Annotated in this window: 15 protein-coding genes and 2 pseudogenes; 5 read left to right on the forward strand and 12 right to left on the reverse strand. The window is 71.6% G+C overall.

The features are described 5' to 3' along the window. Window positions 1–917: 917 nt before the first annotated feature. The 7 genes from exaC to xylB form a co-directional block, all read right to left on the reverse strand. Window positions 918–2,441, reverse strand: coding sequence for an acetaldehyde dehydrogenase ExaC (exaC, locus tag ACWGJ5_RS41595; protein WP_453314810.1), 1,524 nt, complete (start codon window positions 2,439–2,441; stop codon window positions 918–920). 57 nt (window positions 2,442–2,498) lie between these two features. Then, window positions 2,499–3,806 (reverse strand): GAF domain-containing protein, encoded by a 1,308-nt coding sequence (locus ACWGJ5_RS41600; protein WP_453314811.1) that lies wholly within the window; start codon window positions 3,804–3,806, stop codon window positions 2,499–2,501. Window positions 3,807–3,862: 56 nt separating this feature from the next. After that, on the reverse strand, window positions 3,863–4,507 hold the full coding sequence (locus ACWGJ5_RS41605) for an N-acetylmuramoyl-L-alanine amidase (RefSeq protein ID WP_453314847.1): 645 nt from the start codon (window positions 4,505–4,507) through the stop codon (window positions 3,863–3,865). 112 nt (window positions 4,508–4,619) lie between these two features. After that, on the reverse strand, window positions 4,620–5,633 hold the full coding sequence (locus ACWGJ5_RS41610; protein ID WP_453314812.1) for an acetamidase/formamidase family protein: 1,014 nt from the start codon (window positions 5,631–5,633) through the stop codon (window positions 4,620–4,622). A 40-nt stretch (window positions 5,634–5,673) separates the two neighbouring features. After that, window positions 5,674–7,158, reverse strand: coding sequence for an APC family permease (locus ACWGJ5_RS41615; protein WP_453314813.1), 1,485 nt, complete (start codon window positions 7,156–7,158; stop codon window positions 5,674–5,676). A 270-nt stretch (window positions 7,159–7,428) separates the two neighbouring features. Further along, window positions 7,429–8,637: an ROK family protein gene (locus ACWGJ5_RS41620; protein ID WP_453314814.1), complete on the reverse strand. Its 1,209-nt coding sequence runs from the start codon at window positions 8,635–8,637 to the stop codon at window positions 7,429–7,431. A 34-nt stretch (window positions 8,638–8,671) separates the two neighbouring features. Then, window positions 8,672–10,126 carry a xylulokinase gene (gene xylB, locus ACWGJ5_RS41625; protein WP_453314815.1) on the reverse strand — a complete coding sequence of 485 codons (1,455 nt, stop codon included), beginning with the start codon at window positions 10,124–10,126 and terminating at the stop codon, window positions 8,672–8,674. A gap of 153 nt (window positions 10,127–10,279) precedes the next feature. On the opposite strand from xylB, the gene xylA reads away from it, so the two are divergent. Further along, window positions 10,280–11,446: a xylose isomerase gene (gene xylA / locus ACWGJ5_RS41630; protein WP_453314816.1), complete on the forward strand. Its 1,167-nt coding sequence runs from the start codon at window positions 10,280–10,282 to the stop codon at window positions 11,444–11,446. Between the two features lie 77 nt (window positions 11,447–11,523). Here the strand turns inward: xylA and ACWGJ5_RS41635 are convergent, their stop codons facing one another. Continuing rightward, on the reverse strand, window positions 11,524–12,864 hold the full coding sequence (locus tag ACWGJ5_RS41635; protein WP_453314817.1) for an esterase-like activity of phytase family protein: 1,341 nt from the start codon (window positions 12,862–12,864) through the stop codon (window positions 11,524–11,526). Between the two features lie 755 nt (window positions 12,865–13,619). On the opposite strand from ACWGJ5_RS41635, the gene ACWGJ5_RS41640 reads away from it, so the two are divergent. After that, a complete protein-coding gene (locus ACWGJ5_RS41640; protein ID WP_385309961.1) occupies window positions 13,620–13,802 on the forward strand; it encodes a hypothetical protein in 183 nt (60 codons plus the stop codon). Window positions 13,803–14,271: 469 nt separating this feature from the next. Here ACWGJ5_RS41640 and ACWGJ5_RS41645 read toward each other — a convergent pair whose 3' ends face one another. Both ACWGJ5_RS41645 and ACWGJ5_RS41650 read right to left on the reverse strand, forming a co-directional pair. Next, entirely contained in the window at window positions 14,272–15,132 is an 861-nt protein-coding gene (locus tag ACWGJ5_RS41645) for a hypothetical protein (RefSeq protein ID WP_453314818.1), read from the reverse strand. 141 nt (window positions 15,133–15,273) lie between these two features. Next, entirely contained in the window at window positions 15,274–15,570 is a 297-nt protein-coding gene (locus ACWGJ5_RS41650) for a hypothetical protein (protein WP_453314819.1), read from the reverse strand. A gap of 98 nt (window positions 15,571–15,668) precedes the next feature. Here ACWGJ5_RS41650 and ACWGJ5_RS41655 point away from each other — a divergent pair, with 98 nt between their 5' ends. Further along, window positions 15,669–16,574, forward strand: coding sequence for an oxygenase MpaB family protein (locus tag ACWGJ5_RS41655; protein ID WP_453314848.1), 906 nt, complete (start codon window positions 15,669–15,671; stop codon window positions 16,572–16,574). On the opposite strand, the pseudogene ACWGJ5_RS41660 reads toward ACWGJ5_RS41655, so the two are convergent. Continuing rightward, a pseudogene (locus ACWGJ5_RS41660) lies at window positions 16,551–16,759 on the reverse strand (PadR family transcriptional regulator); the annotation flags it as partial. The gene ACWGJ5_RS41655 and the pseudogene ACWGJ5_RS41660 sit on opposite strands and share 24 nt — an antisense overlap. A 4-nt stretch (window positions 16,760–16,763) precedes the next feature. Between ACWGJ5_RS41660 and ACWGJ5_RS41665 the strand changes: the two are divergent. Further along, a pseudogene (locus ACWGJ5_RS41665) lies at window positions 16,764–17,064 on the forward strand (alpha/beta fold hydrolase); the annotation flags it as partial. 28 nt (window positions 17,065–17,092) lie between these two features. Here the strand turns inward: ACWGJ5_RS41665 and ACWGJ5_RS41670 are convergent. Further along, entirely contained in the window at window positions 17,093–17,698 is a 606-nt protein-coding gene (locus ACWGJ5_RS41670) for a class I SAM-dependent methyltransferase (RefSeq protein ID WP_453314820.1), read from the reverse strand. 151 nt (window positions 17,699–17,849) lie between these two features. On the opposite strand from ACWGJ5_RS41670, the gene ACWGJ5_RS41675 reads away from it, so the two are divergent. Further along, complete coding sequence (locus ACWGJ5_RS41675) at window positions 17,850–18,623, forward strand: MHYT domain-containing protein (protein ID WP_453314821.1); 774 nt, start codon at window positions 17,850–17,852, stop codon at window positions 18,621–18,623. The last annotated feature ends 15 nt before the right edge of the window (window positions 18,624–18,638 follow it).

An 18,638-nucleotide genomic window follows, 5' to 3' on the forward strand; every position in this document is an offset into this window, starting at 1 on the left:
GGAAGGGGCGGGGCGGCTTTCAGCTCGGGGTGCGGATGACTCATACCCCGACGGTACCCGGAGAGCGCGACAGGGTGATCCACTGCCTGTGCGATCTCCTTTTCCCGACGGAGCGGGATACCCGCAGCGGGTGCCTCGGCACGATCGGATCACGCCGGCGGCCGGAACAGGCAGGGGTGAAAGCGGTACCACCTTCCGTGACCGAACCGGTCGCCCGGTGCTGGAGAAGATCTCGTGCACCCTGTCGTGTTTTCCGGCGTTCGCCACCTCCCGGTGGGCCTCGGCACTGGTCCACTCGAAGTGGTCGAGACGCGGGTGCCGTCGGCGCTCAGGAGCAAGTGGGCCGAGAGCGCCCGAGGCAGCTTCCTTCGCCGGGCGGACAGTTGGCGGTGTCCCCGAAGCGCTCGCCGCCCCCGCCAGCCATGCCGGAACCCTATGTGGTGCCCCATGAACTCGACGACGAGGTCGCGCGCAGGCGGCTCGGCCGTGGTCTCGAGCCGGTCCCGGGAAGTCGAAGGTGACGTCCGTGACCGCGAGGAGCAGCTCCGCACGACGTCCGGGTGGCGTGGAACTGCGGCGCAGCCGCAGCGATACGCGAAGCCCCCCGCCCGTGATCACACAGAAGAAACACGTCACCCGCTGAGAGCCAATGCGACGGTCGGTGCGCGAGTGATGGGACGCACGCCCGGCATTCGATCTGATGCGGTGCCAGAAGGCGTTCTCATGGACTCGCGGCGCTCATGAGCGGGCGGCTCGTGGGGTGATGTCATTCGGCGCCGTTTGGTCCACGACTGGTCCGGGAGAGACTCCCTTGGGTGTCAGGCAGTAGCGGAAAGGCTCCAGTTAATCACAGAGTGTAGCCGTTATTTCAGGTTGCCTGGAGCGCAACGATGCCTCCAGGCAACCGACTTCAGACTCTAGAAGAAGCCAAGCTTCTGAGGGCTGTAGGAACAAAGAATGTTCTTCGTCTGCTGGTAGTGCTCCAGCATCATCTTGTGCGTCTCACGGCCGATCCCGGACTGCTTGTAGCCGCCGAACGCCGCGTGCGCGGGGTAGGCGTGGTAGCAGTTCGTCCACACCCGGCCCGCCTGGATCGCACGGCCCGCGCGGTAGGCGGTGTTGGCGTCCCGGGTCCACACGCCCGCGCCGAGGCCGTACAGGGTGTCGTTGGCGATCTTGATGGCGTCGTCGAAGTCGTCGAAGGAGGCCACCGAGACGACCGGGCCGAAGATCTCCTCCTGGAAGATCCGCATGCGGTTGTCGCCCTCGAAGACGGTCGGCTGGACGTAGTAGCCGCCCTTGAGCTCGCCGTCGTACTCGATGCGCTCGCCGCCGGTGAGGACCTTCGCGCCCTCCTGCCGGCCGATGTCCAGGTAGGAGAGGATCTTCTCCAGCTGGTCGTTGGAGGCCTGGGCGCCGATCATCGTGTCGGTGTCGAGCGGGTGGCCCGGCTTGATCTGCCGGGTGCGTTCGACCGCCGCCTGGAGGAACTCCGCGTAGTGACCGCGCTGGACCAGCGCCCGGGACGGGCAGGTGCAGACCTCGCCCTGGTTGAGCGCGAACATGGTGAAGCCCTCGAGCGCCTTGTCGCGGAAGTCGTCGTCGTGCGCCCAGACGTCGTCGAAGAAGATGTTGGGCGACTTGCCGCCGAGCTCCAGGGTGACGGGCTTGATGTTCTCGGAGGCGTACTGCATGATCAGCCGCCCCGTCGTGGTCTCCCCGGTGAACGCCACCTTCGCCACGCGCGGGCTGGACGCCAGCGGCTTGCCCGCCTCCACACCGAAGCCGTTGACGATGTTCAGTACGCCGGGCGGCAGCAGGTCCGCGATCAGCCCGACCCAGTAGTGGATGGAGGCCGGGGTCTGCTCGGCCGGCTTGAGGACGACCGCGTTGCCAGCGGCCAGCGCCGGCGCGAGCTTCCACGCCGCCATGAGAATCGGGAAGTTCCACGGGATGATCTGCGCGACGACCCCGAGCGGCTCGTGGAAGTGGTACGCCACCGTGTCGTCGTCGATCTCGCCGAGCGACCCCTCCTGCGCCCGGATCGCACCCGCGAAGTAACGGAAGTGGTCGATCGCCAGCGGGATGTCCGCCGCCAGCGTCTCGCGGACCGGCTTGCCGTTCTCCCAGCTCTCCGCCACCGCGAGGGCTTCGAGGTTGGCCGCCATGCGGTCGGCGATCTTCAGCAGGATGTCGCTGCGCTCCGCCACCGGCGTACGGCCCCACGCCGGCGCGGCCTCGTGCGCCGCGTCCAGCGCCCGCTCCACGTCCTCCGCGGTACCGCGGGCGATCTCGGTGAACGGCTGTCCGTTGACCGGCGACGGATTCTCGAAGTACTGCCCGCGCAGCGGCGGCACGTATTCCCCGCCGATGAAGTGGTCGTAGCGCGCCTGGTAGGAGACGATCGCGCCTTCGGTGCCCGGCGCCGCGTAACGAGTCATGCTGGTCTGCCTCCCGGTGCAGCGCTGCCCGCCGTTGGGCAGCTCCCGGGCGCGAGGCTAGGCGGGCGGACGTTGCAACCACGTTGCGCCGCGGGCCCGCCGCGGCGTCCGGCCGGCCGGTGCCGCCAGCTCCGCCTCCAGCGCGGCGAGCCGGGACCGCACCGGCGCCGTGGGCCGCACCGCGGCCAGCGCCCGCCACACCTCCAGATCGCCCTCGCCCCACGGCGCGTGCGCCCAGTCCGCCAGCAGGTCCGGGTCGCGGTGCGCGACGAGTGCCGTTCGCAGCTCGGCCGCGAGGCGGTACCGCAGCCGTACGATCGCAGGCGCCTGCGAACCGGGCAGCAGCGGGCCGGTGTACGCCTCCGCCGCCGCCGTGACCGCGCCCGCCCGCAGCCGCCGCTCCACCACGGTGACGTCCGACTCGACCGCGGCCGTCAGCCGGTAGGGCCGCGAGGCAAGCAGGCCGGGACCCAACAGCCTGCGCAGCCGGGCCAGTTCGGCTCGCAGGGTCACCGGTGTCACCGACTCGTCCGCGTACAGCGCGCACAGCAGCTCGTCACCGCTCAGCCCCTCGGGGTGCCGGGCCAGCAGCACGAGGATCTCGCTGTGCCGCCGGCTGAGCCGGATCCGGTTGCCGCCCACGACGAACTCGGCCTCGTCCCGGCCCAGCGCGCCGAGCAGCGGCGTGTCCACCGCGCTCCCCGGCGGATCGAGCAGCGCGAGCTGTGCCTCCGCGGCCCGCGCCACCGCCCGCACGAACCCGAGGCTGTGCGGATGCGCCAGCCCGTCCCCGCCGGTGATGTCCACGGCGCCCAGGACCTGCCCGGTGCGCGGATCGTGCACCGGTGCCGCCGCACACGTCCATGGCTGGACCTGCCGTATGAAGTGCTCCGCGGCGAACACCTGCACCGGCCGGTCCACGGCGACCGCGGTCCCCGGCGCGTTCGTGCCGACCGCGCTCTCCGACCAGCTCGCCCCCGGTACGAAGTTCATCCCGTCCGCCCGGCGCCGGGTCACCGGGTGTCCCTCGACCCACAGCAGCCTGCCGTGCGCGTCGCACACCGCCAGCAGATGCTCGCCGTCGGCCGCGAACGTGCCGAGCAGCTCCCGGAACAACGGCATCACCCTCGCCAGCCGGTGCTCCGCCCGGTATGCGCCGAGGTCGCCGTCGGTCAGCTCCACGCTGGCGGTGCCGTCCGGCCCGACGCCGGCCCGCGCGCTGCGCCGCCACGACTCCGCCACCACCGACCGCACCGGGCGCGGCACCGTGCCCACCGTGGTGAACGTCTCGTGCGCCCGGCGCAGCACACGGATCCGCTCGGCGGGGTCGGCCCCCGCCTCCAGGGCCACCCACGGATCGGTCAACTCGTCCTCCCCGACGGTGAAACAGTGACATCGGTCCCGCGATCATCGTCTTCCCGCTACGCGAAGTTGACCAGCCTGAGGTAGCGGTCCCAGTCCCAGTACGGGCCCGGGTCGGTGTGATCGGTGCCGGGCACCTGGTAGTGGCCGATGATGTGCTCCCTGTCCTTCGGGATGCCGTACGTGTCGCAGATCGCCGCAGTGAGCTTGGCCGATTCCTCGTAGAGGGCGTTGGTGAAGTAGACCGGCTGGTCCACCCAGCCTTCGTGCTCGATGCCGATGCTGCGGGTGTTGTAGTCCCAGTCGCCCGCGTGCCACGCGATGTCGGCCTCGTGCACGCACTGCGCGACGTGCCCGTCCGCCGAGCGGACCAGATAGTGCGCGGAGACCTTTTTCTCCGGATTCTCGAAGATCGCCAGCGTGTTGGCGTACGTCTCCTGCGTGACATGGATGATCACGCGGTCGATGGCGTAACCGCCGGGGCGGTCGGACGCGGTGTAGTTGGAGGTGCTCGCCGGCTGCCACTCGGCGGGCGGGTAGTCGACGGACGCGGTCTGCGCACCGGCGCGTGGGTCGGGAAACAGCGCGTAGGGGACGGCGGCGAGCGCCGCGCCCTTCAGCAGCCGTCGTCTGCTCAGGCGCGGCTCGGCCTCGCTCGCCGGTTGCTCCGGCTCGCTGTGCTGCGCAGCTCCGGCCGGGTCCATGTCCATGTCCATCGGCGGGTGCCTTTCGGGGGTGTGGGGGGCGTCAGGAGTTGTGGGGTGAGGGTGCAGGGGCGTCACCGGTCCGGAGGGCGTCTTCGGGACGTGGTCGGTGTCAGCCCCGCAGGGCCCGCGCGGTTTCCCGCAGCCGCGCGTGCACACCCCGGTACGTCTCGCGGGCCGGCAGCCACTCCTTGCGCAGCTTGGCCACGCACGTGTAGTTCGTGTCGCACACGTTGGCCAACGGCGATTCCACCGTCTGGGTTGCGAATTGGTACGCGTCCGGCTCACTGAACCCGTAGTCGCGCGCCAGCCACTGCACCAGGTCCAGCTGCGATATCCGGAACGCGTCCTCCAGCGGGCGGGCTGAGCCGGTGGAGATGATGTGAGTGTCCGACTCCAGCCGGGGCCACGGCGTGGCGACATCCTTGAGGAGCTCGACGACCACCACGGTGTTCATCGCGCACTCCACGGCCACGCCGCAGGTCTCGCCCTCGCCCTGCCGGGCGTGCCCGTCGCCGAGGCTGAGCAGGGCGCCCTCGACGTTGACGCCCAGATAGCAGGTGACGCCGGCCCGCATCTCGGGGGTGTCCATGTTCCCGCCGTGCGCGTCCGGCACCAGGGCCGAGCGCACCTCGAGATTGGCGGGGGCCACGCCCACCGTGCCGTGCATGGGGTCCATGGGCAGCTCCACCTCGATGTCGCTGTCCTGCGCCTGGAAGAGGGCGGTGCGCCGCGCGCGGTCCAGCTGCCAGATCCAGACGCGTTCCGGCAGTGGGGGCTGCAGCGTGGCCGTGGTGTGCGTGGAGGTGAGCGCGCCGAAGAGCGGGACCGTCGTCGACGCCGCCCAGTCGCGGGCCGGCTCGATCGACACGAAGTGCACGGCGACCGTGTCGCCCGGTTCGGCGCCCTCGATGTGGAAGGGGCCGGTCTGCGGATTCAGGAACGGGAACTCGCAGACCTCGGAGACGAGGTCCTTCTCGGAGCGCACCCGGCCGGCGAAGCAGTCCTCCGTGTACAGGTCGAGAACCGTGCCGGGCGCAATCCGCGCCACGGGCGGTGCGCCGCCGAACGTCCAGGCGTACGAGTCCGGTTCCGGGCGCACGGTGAGGATCCGGGGGTCTGTCATCGTGGAGGGGGTCCCTTCTGACGGAAGAGGGTCCGGCAGGTCAGCGGGGCACGGTCCCGTCCTGGCGGGGACCGGCTGGGTCGTACGTGTCGAGGTGCACCCGAGCGGTCTCGGCTATGCGCTCGGGGTGACGCCGTATCAGCAGGAGCAGCACCAGCACGCCGGCCGCCATCCAGATGCCGACGATCGGGCCGGCGTAGGACACCGGGGCCGTCAGTTCGGTGACGAAGTCGAAGACCGGGAGGCCGGCGGCCGTCATGAGTGCGGGGACGAAGGCGGCGATGCCGAGCACCGGGAACAGCAGATGCCGTACCGGCTTGAGGGCGGCCCGGCCGGCCCGCAGGAAGTAGCCGGCGCAGGCGAGGTTCACGACGATGTAGACACCGACGACGACCGTGACGATCACCGTGGCGAGCAGCAGGAACGCGGTGACGGGGTCATAGCCGAAACCGAGTCCCAGGACCGCCGCGACCGCCACGACGGTCTGCAGTGCGATACGGGCCACGGGGGAGCGGTGCCGTGGGTGGAGCGTGGCGAGCAGGCGGGGCAGGACCCGGATTCGGGCCAGGGCGAAGGCCGTACGGGTCGAGACGTTGGCGCACGCGTTGGCGTTGGCGATCGTGGAGTTGATCACCGCCAGGAAGACCAGAACCCAGAAGAGGCCGAAGGAGGCCCGGGCGACGCCGTCCCAGGAGGCCGCACCCGAGGCACCGAACTTCGCGAAGCGGTCCGGGCCGAAGTAGACGGTCATCGCATACGTCGTGACGACATAGAACAGGCCGATGCCCAGGGCCGCTCCGAGGACCGCGCGGTGCATCGTCCGCCGGGGGTCGCGTGTCTCCTCGGCGAGGGGTGCGGCGGCCTCGAACCCCGCGAACGCCAGCACCGTGTACACGGATCCGGCGAACACACCACTGATCCCGGCGTAGCCGACGGCGGTGTGCGAAGTCCCGAAAACGGACAGAGTGTTGGCGTTGCCCGCCTTGCCGATGAGCAGGACCGCGAACACCAGGAAGACGAGGATCTCGAAGACGCCGAGGACGGTGCCGAAGCGGGCCGAGGCGCGGACCCCCAGGTAACCGGCGACGGTGATCACGCCGGCGCCCGCCAGGGACCACGGCCACCACAGGCCCGCCGGGTACCAGGACCACTCCTCGTGCAGCGTGCCCGCCGCCGTGAAGCCCAGTTGGAGAAGCAGCAGCGGAGGGACCAGCATCTCTACGAAGACGTAACCCCAGCCGACCAGGAACCCGACGGCGGGGTGCAGCCCCCGCGCCGCATATGTGGCCACCGAGCCGGCGGCCGGCAGCTCCCGGGCCAGCTCGGCCACGCACGACGCCGTGAACAGACAGGCCACGAGGGCGATCAGCACCGCCAGCGGCAGGCTGCCGCCCGCGAAGGCGGCCCCGGCCGGGATCGACGCGGCCACGGCGGCCGCCGGCGCCATCGCCGTGACGCTCTGGAACAGCACTTCGCGCAACCCGACGGCGTCGCTCCGCAGCACCCCGGTCTTCTCCTCGTGCATGTGTGTCCCCCGATGCCTGTCAGCCCACTACCACCCGACGCGCGTGAAATACCGTCAACGGTTCGGCATCCGGCGGCCTTGACGGTCCGCCAGCCGGTGCCTCGCGTGAATCACGGTACGGCGCGGGCGGGTTGGGCAGAAGAGCGCACACCGCATCCGTGGAGAAGCCTCCACTTGTGGAAAACCCGGCCACCCGATCGGGTGAACACAGGCGGCCGCGCCGCCCCGGATCTCGACGGCGCGGGGCCCCTGGCGACTCGATCCGAGCCGTCAGGAACGTTCCGCCACCACCGCCGGATCGTCCAGCACGCCCCGGACGACCGAATGCGCCGCGCCCAGCAGCGGGCCCTCGGGGCCCAGCCGGGACACCGTCACCGGGCAGGACGGGCCCGCCGTACGGCTCGTCAGCTCCGTCTCCAGGGACGGCAGCAGCCAGGGAGAGAGGCCCGCCAGGGCGCCGCCCAGGACCACCGTCTCGGGGTCGAGGAGGTTGACCGCCCCGGTCAGGGCGATGCCGAGCGCCGTACCGGCGTCGCGCAGGGCTGCCCGTACGCTCTCGTCGCCCTGTTCGGCGCACTCCGCGAGCAGGCCCACCAGATCCTCGCGCGGCTCCAGCCCCGTCGCGCGCAGCACCGCCTCCTCGCCGGCGTACTGCTCCAGGCAGCCCCGGCCGCCGCACGGACAGGGCGGTCCGTCCGGCCGCACCGGCACGTGACCCAGCTCGCCCGCGAAGCCGCGGGTGCCACGCAGCAGTCCGCCGTCCACGACGACCGCGGCGCCGATGCCGATCTCGGCCGACACGTGCAGGAAGTCGCACGGCGTGCCCTCGCCCAGCCACAGCTCGGCGAGCGCACCGAAGTTGGCCTCGTTGTCCACGGTCAGCGGCCACAGGTCGGGCAGCAGGGCGCCCAGGTCGGTGTCGTGCCAGTCGAGGTTCGGAGCGCGTACGACCGTACGGCCGTCCCGCGCCACCAGTCCGGGCACGGCGACCGCGAGCCCGGCGGGCCAGAGCGCCTCCCGCTCCGCTTCCGCGACGACCCGGCGCACCAGCTCGGTCAGTTCCTCGACCACCGGTGCAACCGGCCGGCCACGGTTCGCCCCGTGCCGCACGGCCCGCGCCCGGACGACGCCGCGCAGGTCGACCGCGCACACCGCGAGGTGGTCGACGCCGATCTCGGCGCCGATGCCCGCCGGACCGCGGCTGCTCACCGCGAGCGCCGACCCGGGCCGCCCCACCCGGCCCGGCCGCTCCGGACCCAGTTCCTCCAGCAGACCCCACCGGATCAGCTCGTCCACCAGCGTCGACACGGCCGCCCGTGTCAGCCCGATGCGCGAGGCGACTGCGGCCCGCGACAGCGAACCCTCCGCGCTGACGGCGTGCAGCACGCGCGCCAGATTGCGCCGGCGCATGCCCTGCTGGGTGTCCGGCAGGGCGCGGCCGGCGCCCGGCGCGCGGGCCTCGTGCAGCGGTGCGGTCATGCCTGAAGTCAGTCCTCGGTGTCTGCCGCCCGGCTCATGCGCGCGGGGTGGTCTGCGGCCCGCGCTCCAGCAGCGGGGCCGCGTCGGAGAGTACCCCGGTGATCCGCTCCAGCGTCTCCTGGTCCCGTTCCACTGCGTCCAGCACCGGCCCCGCGGCCGTGTTCCAGCGGCGGGCCACCGCGGGCGGGGCCTCGCCGGTGAGCAGGGCCGCGGCCTGTGCCGCGGCTCCGAGGGCGACCAGTTCCCTGGACTCGGGGACCTGGACCGGCCGTCCGGACAGCCGCCGTACCGTCTGCTGCCAGGCCGTGCCGCGCGCTCCGCCGCCGATCAGCAGCAGCGGGGTGCTGCGGTCCGCGTCCTCGTCGAGGACCAGGTCGAGCGCCCCCAGCAGCGCGTGCACGGCGCCGTCGTACGCGGCCTGCAGCAGCTGCCCGGCCGTCGTGTCGTGGCGCAGGCCGTGCAGGAGGCCGGAGGCGTTCGGCAGGTTGGGGGTGCGCTCGCCGTCCAGGTACGGCAGCAGGGTCACGGAGCCGCCGGACGCCACCGCCTCGCGGTCCAGGCTCAGCAGCGCCGCGACGCGGTCCACGGCGAGCGTGCAGTTGAGGGTGCAGGCCAGGGGGAGCCAGTCACCGTGCGCGTCGGCGAACCCCGCCACTGTGCCGGTCGGATCGGCCGGGCGGCGCCTGGAGACGGCGTACACGGTGCCGGACGTGCCGAGGCTGAGCACCGGGGTGCCGGGCCGCAGACCGAGACCGAGCGCTGCCGCCGCGTTGTCGCCGGTGCCCGGGGCGACCAGCGTGCCCTTGGAGAACGGCAGGTCGTGGCTGTCGCGCACGGTGCCGGCCACCTCTCCCGGCCGCACCACCCGCGGCAGCAGCGCCGGGTCGAGACCGACGTGCGCGAGGGTCTCCGCGTCGTACGTCTCCGTGCCGGACGCCCACCAGCCGGTGCCGGACGCGTCGCCGCGGTCGGTGGTGCCCTGCCCGGTCAGGCGCTCGGTGAGGTAGTCGTGGGGGAGCCGTACCGCGTTGGTCGCACGGATCGACTCCGGCTCGTGCTCGGCCAGCCACGCCCACTTGGTGACCGTGAAGGATGCGCCGGGCACGCTGCCGGTCCGCTCCGCCCAGGCCTTCGGCCCGCCCAGTTCCTCCACCAGTCGACGGGCCTGCGGTGCCGAGCGTACGTCGTTCCACAGCAGCGCCGGACGCACCGGCTCGCCCCGCTCGTCCAGGGTGACCAGCCCGTGCTGCTGGCCGCCGATCGACACGGCGGCCGCCTCGTGCGCCGCGTCACCGCACTGGCGCAATGCCTCGCACAGCGCGTCCCACCACTGACGCGGGTCGCTCTCGCGGCCCGCGCCGGCGGACACGGTGTGCGGCGCCTGACCGCTCGCCACCACCTGGCCGGTGGCCGCGTCGACGACCAGTGCCTTCGTGGACTGGGTGGATGTGTCCACGCCGACGACGAGCGGACCCTCGGCTGCTGACATCGGGCTCTCCCTTTTCCGCGACGTTCCGCGATTTCCGTGACTTTCCACGACTCTGCGGGACAAAGACATCTTGTCTCTTCCCAGAGGCGCGAGCGCATACTAATTTGTAAACAGCCATGACGAAATAGTCGCAACGCAGCAAGGAGCCGCGGTATGAACTTCCAGCCCACCCCCGAGGACAGGTTCACCTTCGGCCTGTGGACCGTCGGCTGGCAGGGAAGGGACCCGTTCGGCGACGCCACCCGTCGCGCCCTGGACCCGGTCGAGACGGTGCGGCGCCTGGCCGAGCTCGGCGCCTACGGGGTGACCTTCCACGACGACGACCTCATCCCGTTCGGGGCGTCGGAGACCGAGCGTGAGTCGCACGTCAAGCGGTTCCGCCAGGCCCTGGACGCCACGGGCATGACCGTGCCGATGGCCACCACGAACCTGTTCACGCACCCCGTGTTCAAGGACGGCGCGTTCACCGCCAACGACCGCGACGTGCGCCGCTACGCGCTGCGCAAGACGATCCGCAACATCGACCTTGCCGTCGAGCTGGGTGCGAAGACATACGTCGCCTGGGGCGGCCGCGAGGGCGCGGAGTCCGGCGCCGCCAAGGACGTGCGCGTGGCGCTGGACCGGATGAAGGAGGCCTTCGACCTGCTGGGCGAGTACGTCACCGCCCAGGGCTACGACATCCGCTTCGCCATCGAGCCCAAGCCGAACGAGCCGCGCGGCGACATCCTGCTGCCCACCGTCGGCCACGCGCTGGCCTTCATCGAGCGCCTGGAACGCCCCGAGCTGTACGGCGTGAACCCGGAGGTCGGCCACGAGCAGATGGCCGGCCTGAACTTCCCGCACGGAATCGCTCAGGCCCTGTGGGCGGGCAAGCTGTTCCACATCGACCTCAACGGCCAGTCCGGCATCAAGTACGACCAGGACCTGCGGTTCGGCGCCGGGGACCTGCGGGCGGCGTTCTGGCTGGTGGACCTGCTGGAGAGCGCCGGCTACCAGGGGCCGCGGCACTTCGACTTCAAGCCGCCGCGGACCGAGGACCTCGACGGCGTCTGGGCCTCGGCGGCAGGCTGCATGCGCAACTACCTCATCCTCAAGGAGCGCGCCGCGGCCTTCCGCGCCGACCCGGAGGTCCGGCAGGCGCTGCGGGACTCGCGTCTGGACCAGTTGGCCCAGCCGACCGCCGTCGACGGCCTGCAGGCCCTGCTCGCCGATCGCACCGCCTTCGAGGACTTCGACGTCGAGGCGGCCGCCGCATGCGGCATGGCGTTCGAGCGTCTCGACCAGCTTGCGATGGATCACCTGCTGGGCGCGCGAGACTGAACGCACGGAGGGCGGGGCGGCATGTGCCGTCCCGGCCCTCCATCAGTCCACTTTCCGGACTGTCCGGTCGAGGAACGTCACAGCCCCTCGGGCAGCCGGACGTACACGACGGTCGTCTTGATCCCGCTGTCGACCAGTCGGCCCTGCGCGTCGAAGGCGCCTGCGCCGTCGGCCATCCCGAAGTCGTTGTCGTTGATCAAGGCGAGCGTGTCGTGGTCCACGCGCGCGATGCCCTCGATCTTCTGCTGAACGCCGTCGACCTTGTTGAGGTCGACCACGAGCCGCTTGGCCAGTACCGGCACACCGGCGGCGGCAGGATCGTCCAGCTGCTCCAGGGAAGGCGAGGTCGTGTCGTCGTCCCAGGGGCCGCCGAAAATGCTCGACTCGCGCCCCAGTCGTACCAGTTGGAGCCGCGCCGCCTTGTCCGTGCGCTCCTCGACGAGCAGCCGGTCGCCGCCCACTGCGACGATCGAGGAGATCTTCAGTTCGGAGGTGTCGTCCTCGCTCGGGTCGACCACGTTCACCGGGTCGAACCGGTAGGCGTACTCGGCGGTGACGGCTTTCTGGCGCGGCGAGAAGCGCAGCAGCCGGGTGGTGCGCGAGGCGTCCCCGGCGCCCGTGTCCGGCAGCGACAGCGGGCTCTGCAGAGCCATCACCAGGTCACCGTCGGGAAGCTGCGCCAGCCCCTCGAAACCCCGGTTGATCTTGCGGTGCAGGAAGATCGACGGCAGCGCCTCCACGACCGGGTAGTCGGCGCCCGTCAGGCCGAGCCCCTTGGGTACGTACCGGGTGAGCACCTGCCCGCGCGTGGAGACGTGTATCAGCGAGGGGCCGTACTCGTCGACGAGCCAGAACGTACCGTCCGCGGCGCCCACGATGCCCTCGGTGTCGAGGCCGTTCGGGTTGTACGAGAGCGGCGTCTTCGCATCGTAGGTGTACGGCGCCTCGTCGCGGCTCTGCTGATCGGGCAGCCCGGTGACGGCCTTCCCGCTGGATGTGGTCAGCGGGATGGCGTCGATGACCTGGACCCTGTCTCCGCAGACCCGGATCTTCACGATCGTGGGGTCGAATCCCGGCACCGGGAAGGTGCGGCGCTTCTTGCCGTCCACCTTGATCTGGCCGTTGGGGCCGCGGTCGGTCACCGTCCAGTACTCGCCCTTGCGGCCCGCCGGGTAGATGTCGCTGCCGATGCCGCCGAGCTTCACCCCGTGGTCGTCGTCGACGCTGCCGGGCAGCAGTGCGTTGCTGAATGCGCCGAGCGGGATCTCGCCGAGCGTCGCCGTGCGGATGACGCGGGCGTCCGGGGACGGCGCCGCCGTGGCCGTTCCCGCCGCCACGAGAGCGGCTGCCAGGGCCAGCGGCAGTCCCGTGGCGACGGAACGGTGGATGCGGCGCCGGCCGGCATCGTGCGGGGACATCGGGCCTCCTGGGGACAAGTTCGTTGACAGCGGCCAGACTTGGGCCCCATGAGGAACGCCGTACGGCCGCGGGGTGAACGGCCGGCATCGGCCGCTCATCGGATCACGGTGGTCATTGCGGCGACAGGCCATCAGAAACCGTTCATGTCCTGCGAGTCGGAGTCGAGCCGTGCCGCCGCCGGTGCCGGTGCCGGTGCCGGATCGCGGTCCGGTGCGCCGGCAGGAATCCTGCCCGGGCGACCGGCCGACGGCGCTTCCGGTGTCGGTGTCCGTAAGCCGTTCCCGGAGCCGGTCCAGCCAACCGGAGGGCCGCACGTCCACTTGATGGCCGTCGGCCTCCGTCCGGCCCGCCAGAGCGGCGGCCGCTCTGCCCACACTCATCAAATTTGGTTACTGGGGTCGGAGTCGCCGAGGGTGCAGCACGCCGAGGTGACCCCGGCGAGCTGGCCTCGCGATCCGGCCCACTTCACAAGCTGTTCGAGTGATGGCCGACGATCGTGGCACACGCGGGAACGTAATGCATCGGGAACTCGCCCGCCCAGGAGCACGATGGTGCGTGGAGTGCTATCACGGTGTTGTCCGGCGCGGGTGAGGCCGCGCGTCGATCCACAAGGGCAGCGAGCCTCGAGGGCGGCGAGCCTCATCCACTAAGGGTGGGCCTCGGGGATGTCTCAGGGGCGGGCTCAGGAACCGCGGGGAGCGGGGGGCCGTTCTCAGAGCAGAGAGCGGCAGTGGCCGTGAAGGAGGCGACGCTCATGTCGAACAACGCGAAGATCGCCGTCGGGGGTGTGGCGGTCGGGCTGATCCTGCTGATCTGGCTGCCCTGGTGGGTGGCGTTCCTGGTCGTGGTCGGGGTTCCGGCGGCCGCGTATCTGGCGCTGGACCCCTCACAGCGGCGCAGGCTCCGCAGGGTGACGCGCAAGGAACTCGGCCGCTGACGGGACCGGGGGCGCCGCCGGGAGGTGCGCGGAGGTGACTGCGGGGGCCCGTCCGGCCTCGGCGGCGCGCCCGTTCCACGAGGTGCGCCTGGCCCTCGCGGCAGCGCCGGGCGTGTGCCTGGAGCCTCGTGCCGAGCGCGGCCACCAGCGCTCAGCACCGGCCTTACGGCCGTCGTGGAGCACGCCGGCGGCTGGGTGCCGCAGTCCCGGCCCCGAGATCGCCGTATGTAGTCCCGAGACCGGTGGTGTCGGCCCCGCGACCCCCGGGCCATTCGGTCGTCGTCCGGTCTCGGCCGGCGGCAGGATCGTCCGCCGGCCCCGGATGGCGGGCTTGCCGCCGCTTGTTGCCCCTCGAACGGTGACCGTGTGCGTGTCCGGCGACAGACGGCAGGCCGTAGGGAGGCCCGGCATTGCGCTGTGGGTCACAGGGGCGCCCCGCCTCGCGTGCCGGCCCCGGCCCCGTCCGGCCTCAGATGGGCCGTACGGCCATCTTGTCGAGTGCTTCCAACAGGCCTGGCAGCTCGGGGCCCCGGCCCACCGGCAGGATCTCGCCTGGCTCGTCGTCGAGCAGGACGAAGGCGATGTCGTCGGTGCGGGCCACGATCGACCAGCCGGGGCCGTCGGCGCGCAGCGTACGGGCATCACCGGGGGCGAACGACGAGCGCACCCGGCCGAGCGGCGGCGGTGAGTCGACGTAGCCGCGCGCCTCCGCGAGCACCCGCCTGATCCCCCGGTGGCCGCTCTGCGGCACGCCATGCCCGCCCTCCGGCGACGACTGCTCGGCCTTCTCCGGCTCGCCCGGCGTCGTCCGTCCGCCCGGTACGGAGAATTCCTCGTCGTTGATCTGCTCCCGCCATGCCGCCCACTGCAGGGCTATCTCGTCGGCGCCCAGGCGGCGCTGGGCCGGTCCCCAGACGCTGGTGTCCGGCGGGCTCAGCGCAGGCCGGTCCGCCACCTCGGGATCGGGGTCGTGCGGGGCGGGGACACCCGGAGCCGCGACGGCGACGGCCAGCGGCCAGCCCGGCAGGGCGGCCACGACCGCGCGCTCGTCCGGGGACAGCTCGTACTCCATGCCGCAGTCCCAGGCCGCGATCGCCACGGCGACCAGCGAGACGTCGTCGATCACGACCGTCCAGCGCGCACCGTCGCCGTCCTGGCCCAGCACCAGGCCGTACCCGTCGGCGAGCGGCGCGAGTCCCAGCGCCGCGCACGCCTCCGGGTAGTCGTCGCCCAGAACGCTCGGAAACTGCGCCGGCGTCAACAGCACCGCCGTCAGAACGTACAGCGCATCGTCCGCGGCGGCGACGGCCTCATCGTCGGCTACGGCCATCCCTGCCTCCCAGTGGTTCGTCCATCGGCGCGCACCCTAGTGCGAGCGGAAGCCGCTTGTCACGACTCCTCACACCACGCGGAGCTGCAGGTTTCCGCCTGGACGGGGGCGAAACGACCACTGCGGACGGGGAGCTTCCGTTCAGCCCGTGGGCAGCCCGAGGAGATCACGGGCCACCGCCGCGGGCGACTCGTCGCGATCCCGGGCCAGCGCGACGACGGCCCGGCAGGCGAGTTCGCTCACTCCGAACGACAGCGCCTCCGGCGATACCCAGGCCGCAGCCTCCTCGATCCGGTCCTGATCGTCCTCCGCACGCGCCACGACATAAGTGGCCGCCGCTTCGAACAAGTTGTGCGCACGTCTCTCCCGGGTGTCCGCCGGCTGCGCGTGCGTGGAGGTGCGGAGTCTGGCGGTGTACTTGCGTATCTGACCGAACACGCGGACCACCCTCCCCCCGAACGGGGACGTCGTCGATCGTTCATCTGCTCTCCTCCAACGTAGAGTTGGACTTTCCGCGGCAGAAGGGGGACGACGTGGTGAAGCGCTTCGAGCGGCTCGGACAGATCCGCCGGCTGGACCCGGTGGCGGACGCCCTGGAGATCTACCGGCTCAGCGTGGCGTTCGAGTTCCCCTGGGACTACACGCGCGCCTTGGAGCTGGCCCTGTATCGCACGTACGCGGTGCCGAGCATCGGGCGGCTGCTCGCGCGGACGGCGGAGCTGACCGAGCGCACGCAGAAGCGGTACGACGACACCGCCCTGCTCCTCGACACCGTGGTCGAGCACGGCTTCGCCTCCGAGGAGGGCCGTACCGCGATCCGCCGCATCAACCGGATGCACCGCAGTTACGACATCAGCGACGACGACATGCGGTATGTGCTGAGCACCTTCGTCGTGATGCCGAGGCGCTGGATCGACGCCTACGGCTGGCGGCGGCTGTCGCGACACGAGATCGTCGCCGCGACCGAGTACTACCGCACTCTCGGTCGGCAGATGGGAATTCCTGGCATCCCGGAGACGTACGAGGAGTTCGAGGCGCTTCTCGACGCGTACGAGGAGGAGCACTTCGGCTGGGACGAGCAGTCCCGGCAGGTATCGGACGCCACACTCGACCTGATGGCGTCCTGGTATCCGCGCCCTCTGGCGCCGTTGCTGCGCACCGCGACGCTCGCCTTGCTCGACGAGCCGCTGCTGCGCGCCTTCCGTTACACCCCGCCCGGCGCGGCCGCCTCGGCGTTCGTGCGTCGGGCCGTTCGCGCGCGTGGCCGGCTTGTCCGGCTGCTGCCGCCGCGCCGTGCCCCGCACTTCGCACGGCAGAACCGGGAGATCAAGGGCTATCCGGACGGCTACCGGGTGGCGGAGCTGGGTACCCGCCCGGTTCCCGGACTGCGGGGCTGCCCGGTTCGGCACCAGGACACCTCAGCGGCCGACGCCGTCGAGTGAGGCGAGGGTGTCGCGCAGCCAGGCCAGTTCGGCCCGGCTCGTGGCACGCGCGATGTGAGGACACCGCGCCGGAACGGGTCGTCCGGTTCCTCCGCGCCCAGCGGCCGGTCATCGTCGTGGAAGAAGCTCGCCGGCTCCTCCGGAAAGACGGGCCGGCGGCGCAGTACGGCCGCCTGGGCGGGCGGGTAGCACGCGCGTGTGCTGGAGACCGTCGGTCCGCTGTGTACGGTCACCACGCGGCTGGCCGATCCGCGCCCTGCACCGCAGTGCCGTCGGCCTGTGCCGGGGCTCGGACCCCGTGATGCGCACGATCCTGGAGAAGCTGCCCGTCGAGCGGGTCTACCTCCAGGGTGAGGAGAGCGGCGAACCGGCGGGCCGGGAGAGCCTGGAAGCCGCCGGGGTGCGCGTCGTGACCGTGCCGGGCGCCGGGCACAACGTCATGTTCGACAACCTGGACGCCTTCGCGGCGGCCGTGGCCGGAGCGGACTGACCCGCCCGGCTCTCAGTGAATACGGCGTTCAGTTGTCGCGTCCGCGTACCGCGAGCGCGAGGAAACGGGCGTCCTCGTCGACGTAGGACGTCATGTTCCACCCCGAACGGGTCAGCAATGGACGGAGGTTTGTCTCGGCGCGCAGGTCGTCGGGTGTGACCTGCCGACCCTGGCGCGCCGCCAGTGCCGCGCGGCCGATGGGATGGAACAACGCCAGCGTGCCGCCGGGCCGCACCACCCGGACAAGCTCCCGCAGGTTCTCCTCCGGGCGCGGCAGATGGGCGATCAGTCCGGCCGCGAACACCGCGTCCAGTGACCCGGACCGCAGCGGCAGCGCGGCGACGTCCGCCAGCAGCAGGTGCCCGTTCCGGCCGCGGCCCGCCCGAACGGCCGCCTGCAGCATCGCCGGCGTCAGATCGGCGCCCAGCACCACCCCGGACGCCCCCACGGCGGCCCGCAACGGCGGCAGGGCGCGCCCCGTTCCGCAGCCCGCGTCCAGCACGCTGTCGCCCGGCCGCAGCCCGAGATCGGCGACGGCCGCCGCGTAGGCGGGACCGTCGTCGGGGAACCGGCTGTCCCAGTCGGCCGCACGGGCGGTGAAGAACTCCTGGACGTGTGTGTGGTCGTCGCTCATGTTCCGCATAATTCCTCACCGTCGCGGGGGATACATAGGTGCACATGTTCGGGCCGGACCCGATCGTTCCGTCGCATCCAGGTGTCATATTCCAACACCTTTCGAAATGCGCCCCCTTTGTGCGCCCGTGCCCCCCTAGCGTCCCTTGGCCATGGGACACCTGGACCACGCCGCCTTCGGCTGGCTGACCCCCGTGCTGTCGTACCTCATGGCCTGCGTGGGCGCCGCGCTCGGACTGCGCTGCACCGTCCGCGCGCTCGCCACCACCGGCCGCTCGCGCCGCAACTGGCTCGTCACTGCGGCCTCCGCCATCGGGACCGGCATCTGGACCATGCACTTCGTGGCCATGCTCGGCTTCCGCGTCAGCGGCACCGACATCCGCTACAACGTACCGCTGACCATCCTCAGCCTCCTCGTCGCCATGGTCGTCGTCTGTGCCGGCGTCTTCGCCGTCGGCTACAGCCGCGACCGCACCCGGGCGCTCCTCCTCGGCGGCCTCACCACCGGGGTGGGCGTCGCGAGCATGCACTACCTGGGCATGGCGGCGGTCCGGCTGCACGGCGACATCCGGTACGACCCCGTACTCGTCGGAGTGTCGGTGCTGATCGCCGTCGTGGCGGCGACCGCGGCCCTGTGGGCCGGGCTCAACATCAAGTCGCCCCTCGCGGTCACCGTCGCCTCCCTCGTCATGGGAGCGGCCGTCAGCAGCATGCACTACACCGGGATGTTCGCCGTGAGCGTGCGGGTGAACCCCTCCGGCGAGACCCTGCCCGGGGCCACGGCGATGCAGTTCATCTTCCCCCTCGCCGTCGGCCTCGGGTCCTACCTGTTCATCACCTCGGCCTTCGTCGCCCTCTCGCCCACGGCCGACGAGCGAGAGGCATCCGTCTCCGCCCAGCGGCCCGTCGAGAGCATCGCCCGCTAGCGGGAGCACGGCCCG

The sequence above is a fragment of the Streptomyces sp. NPDC054783 genome, from assembly GCF_053611725.1.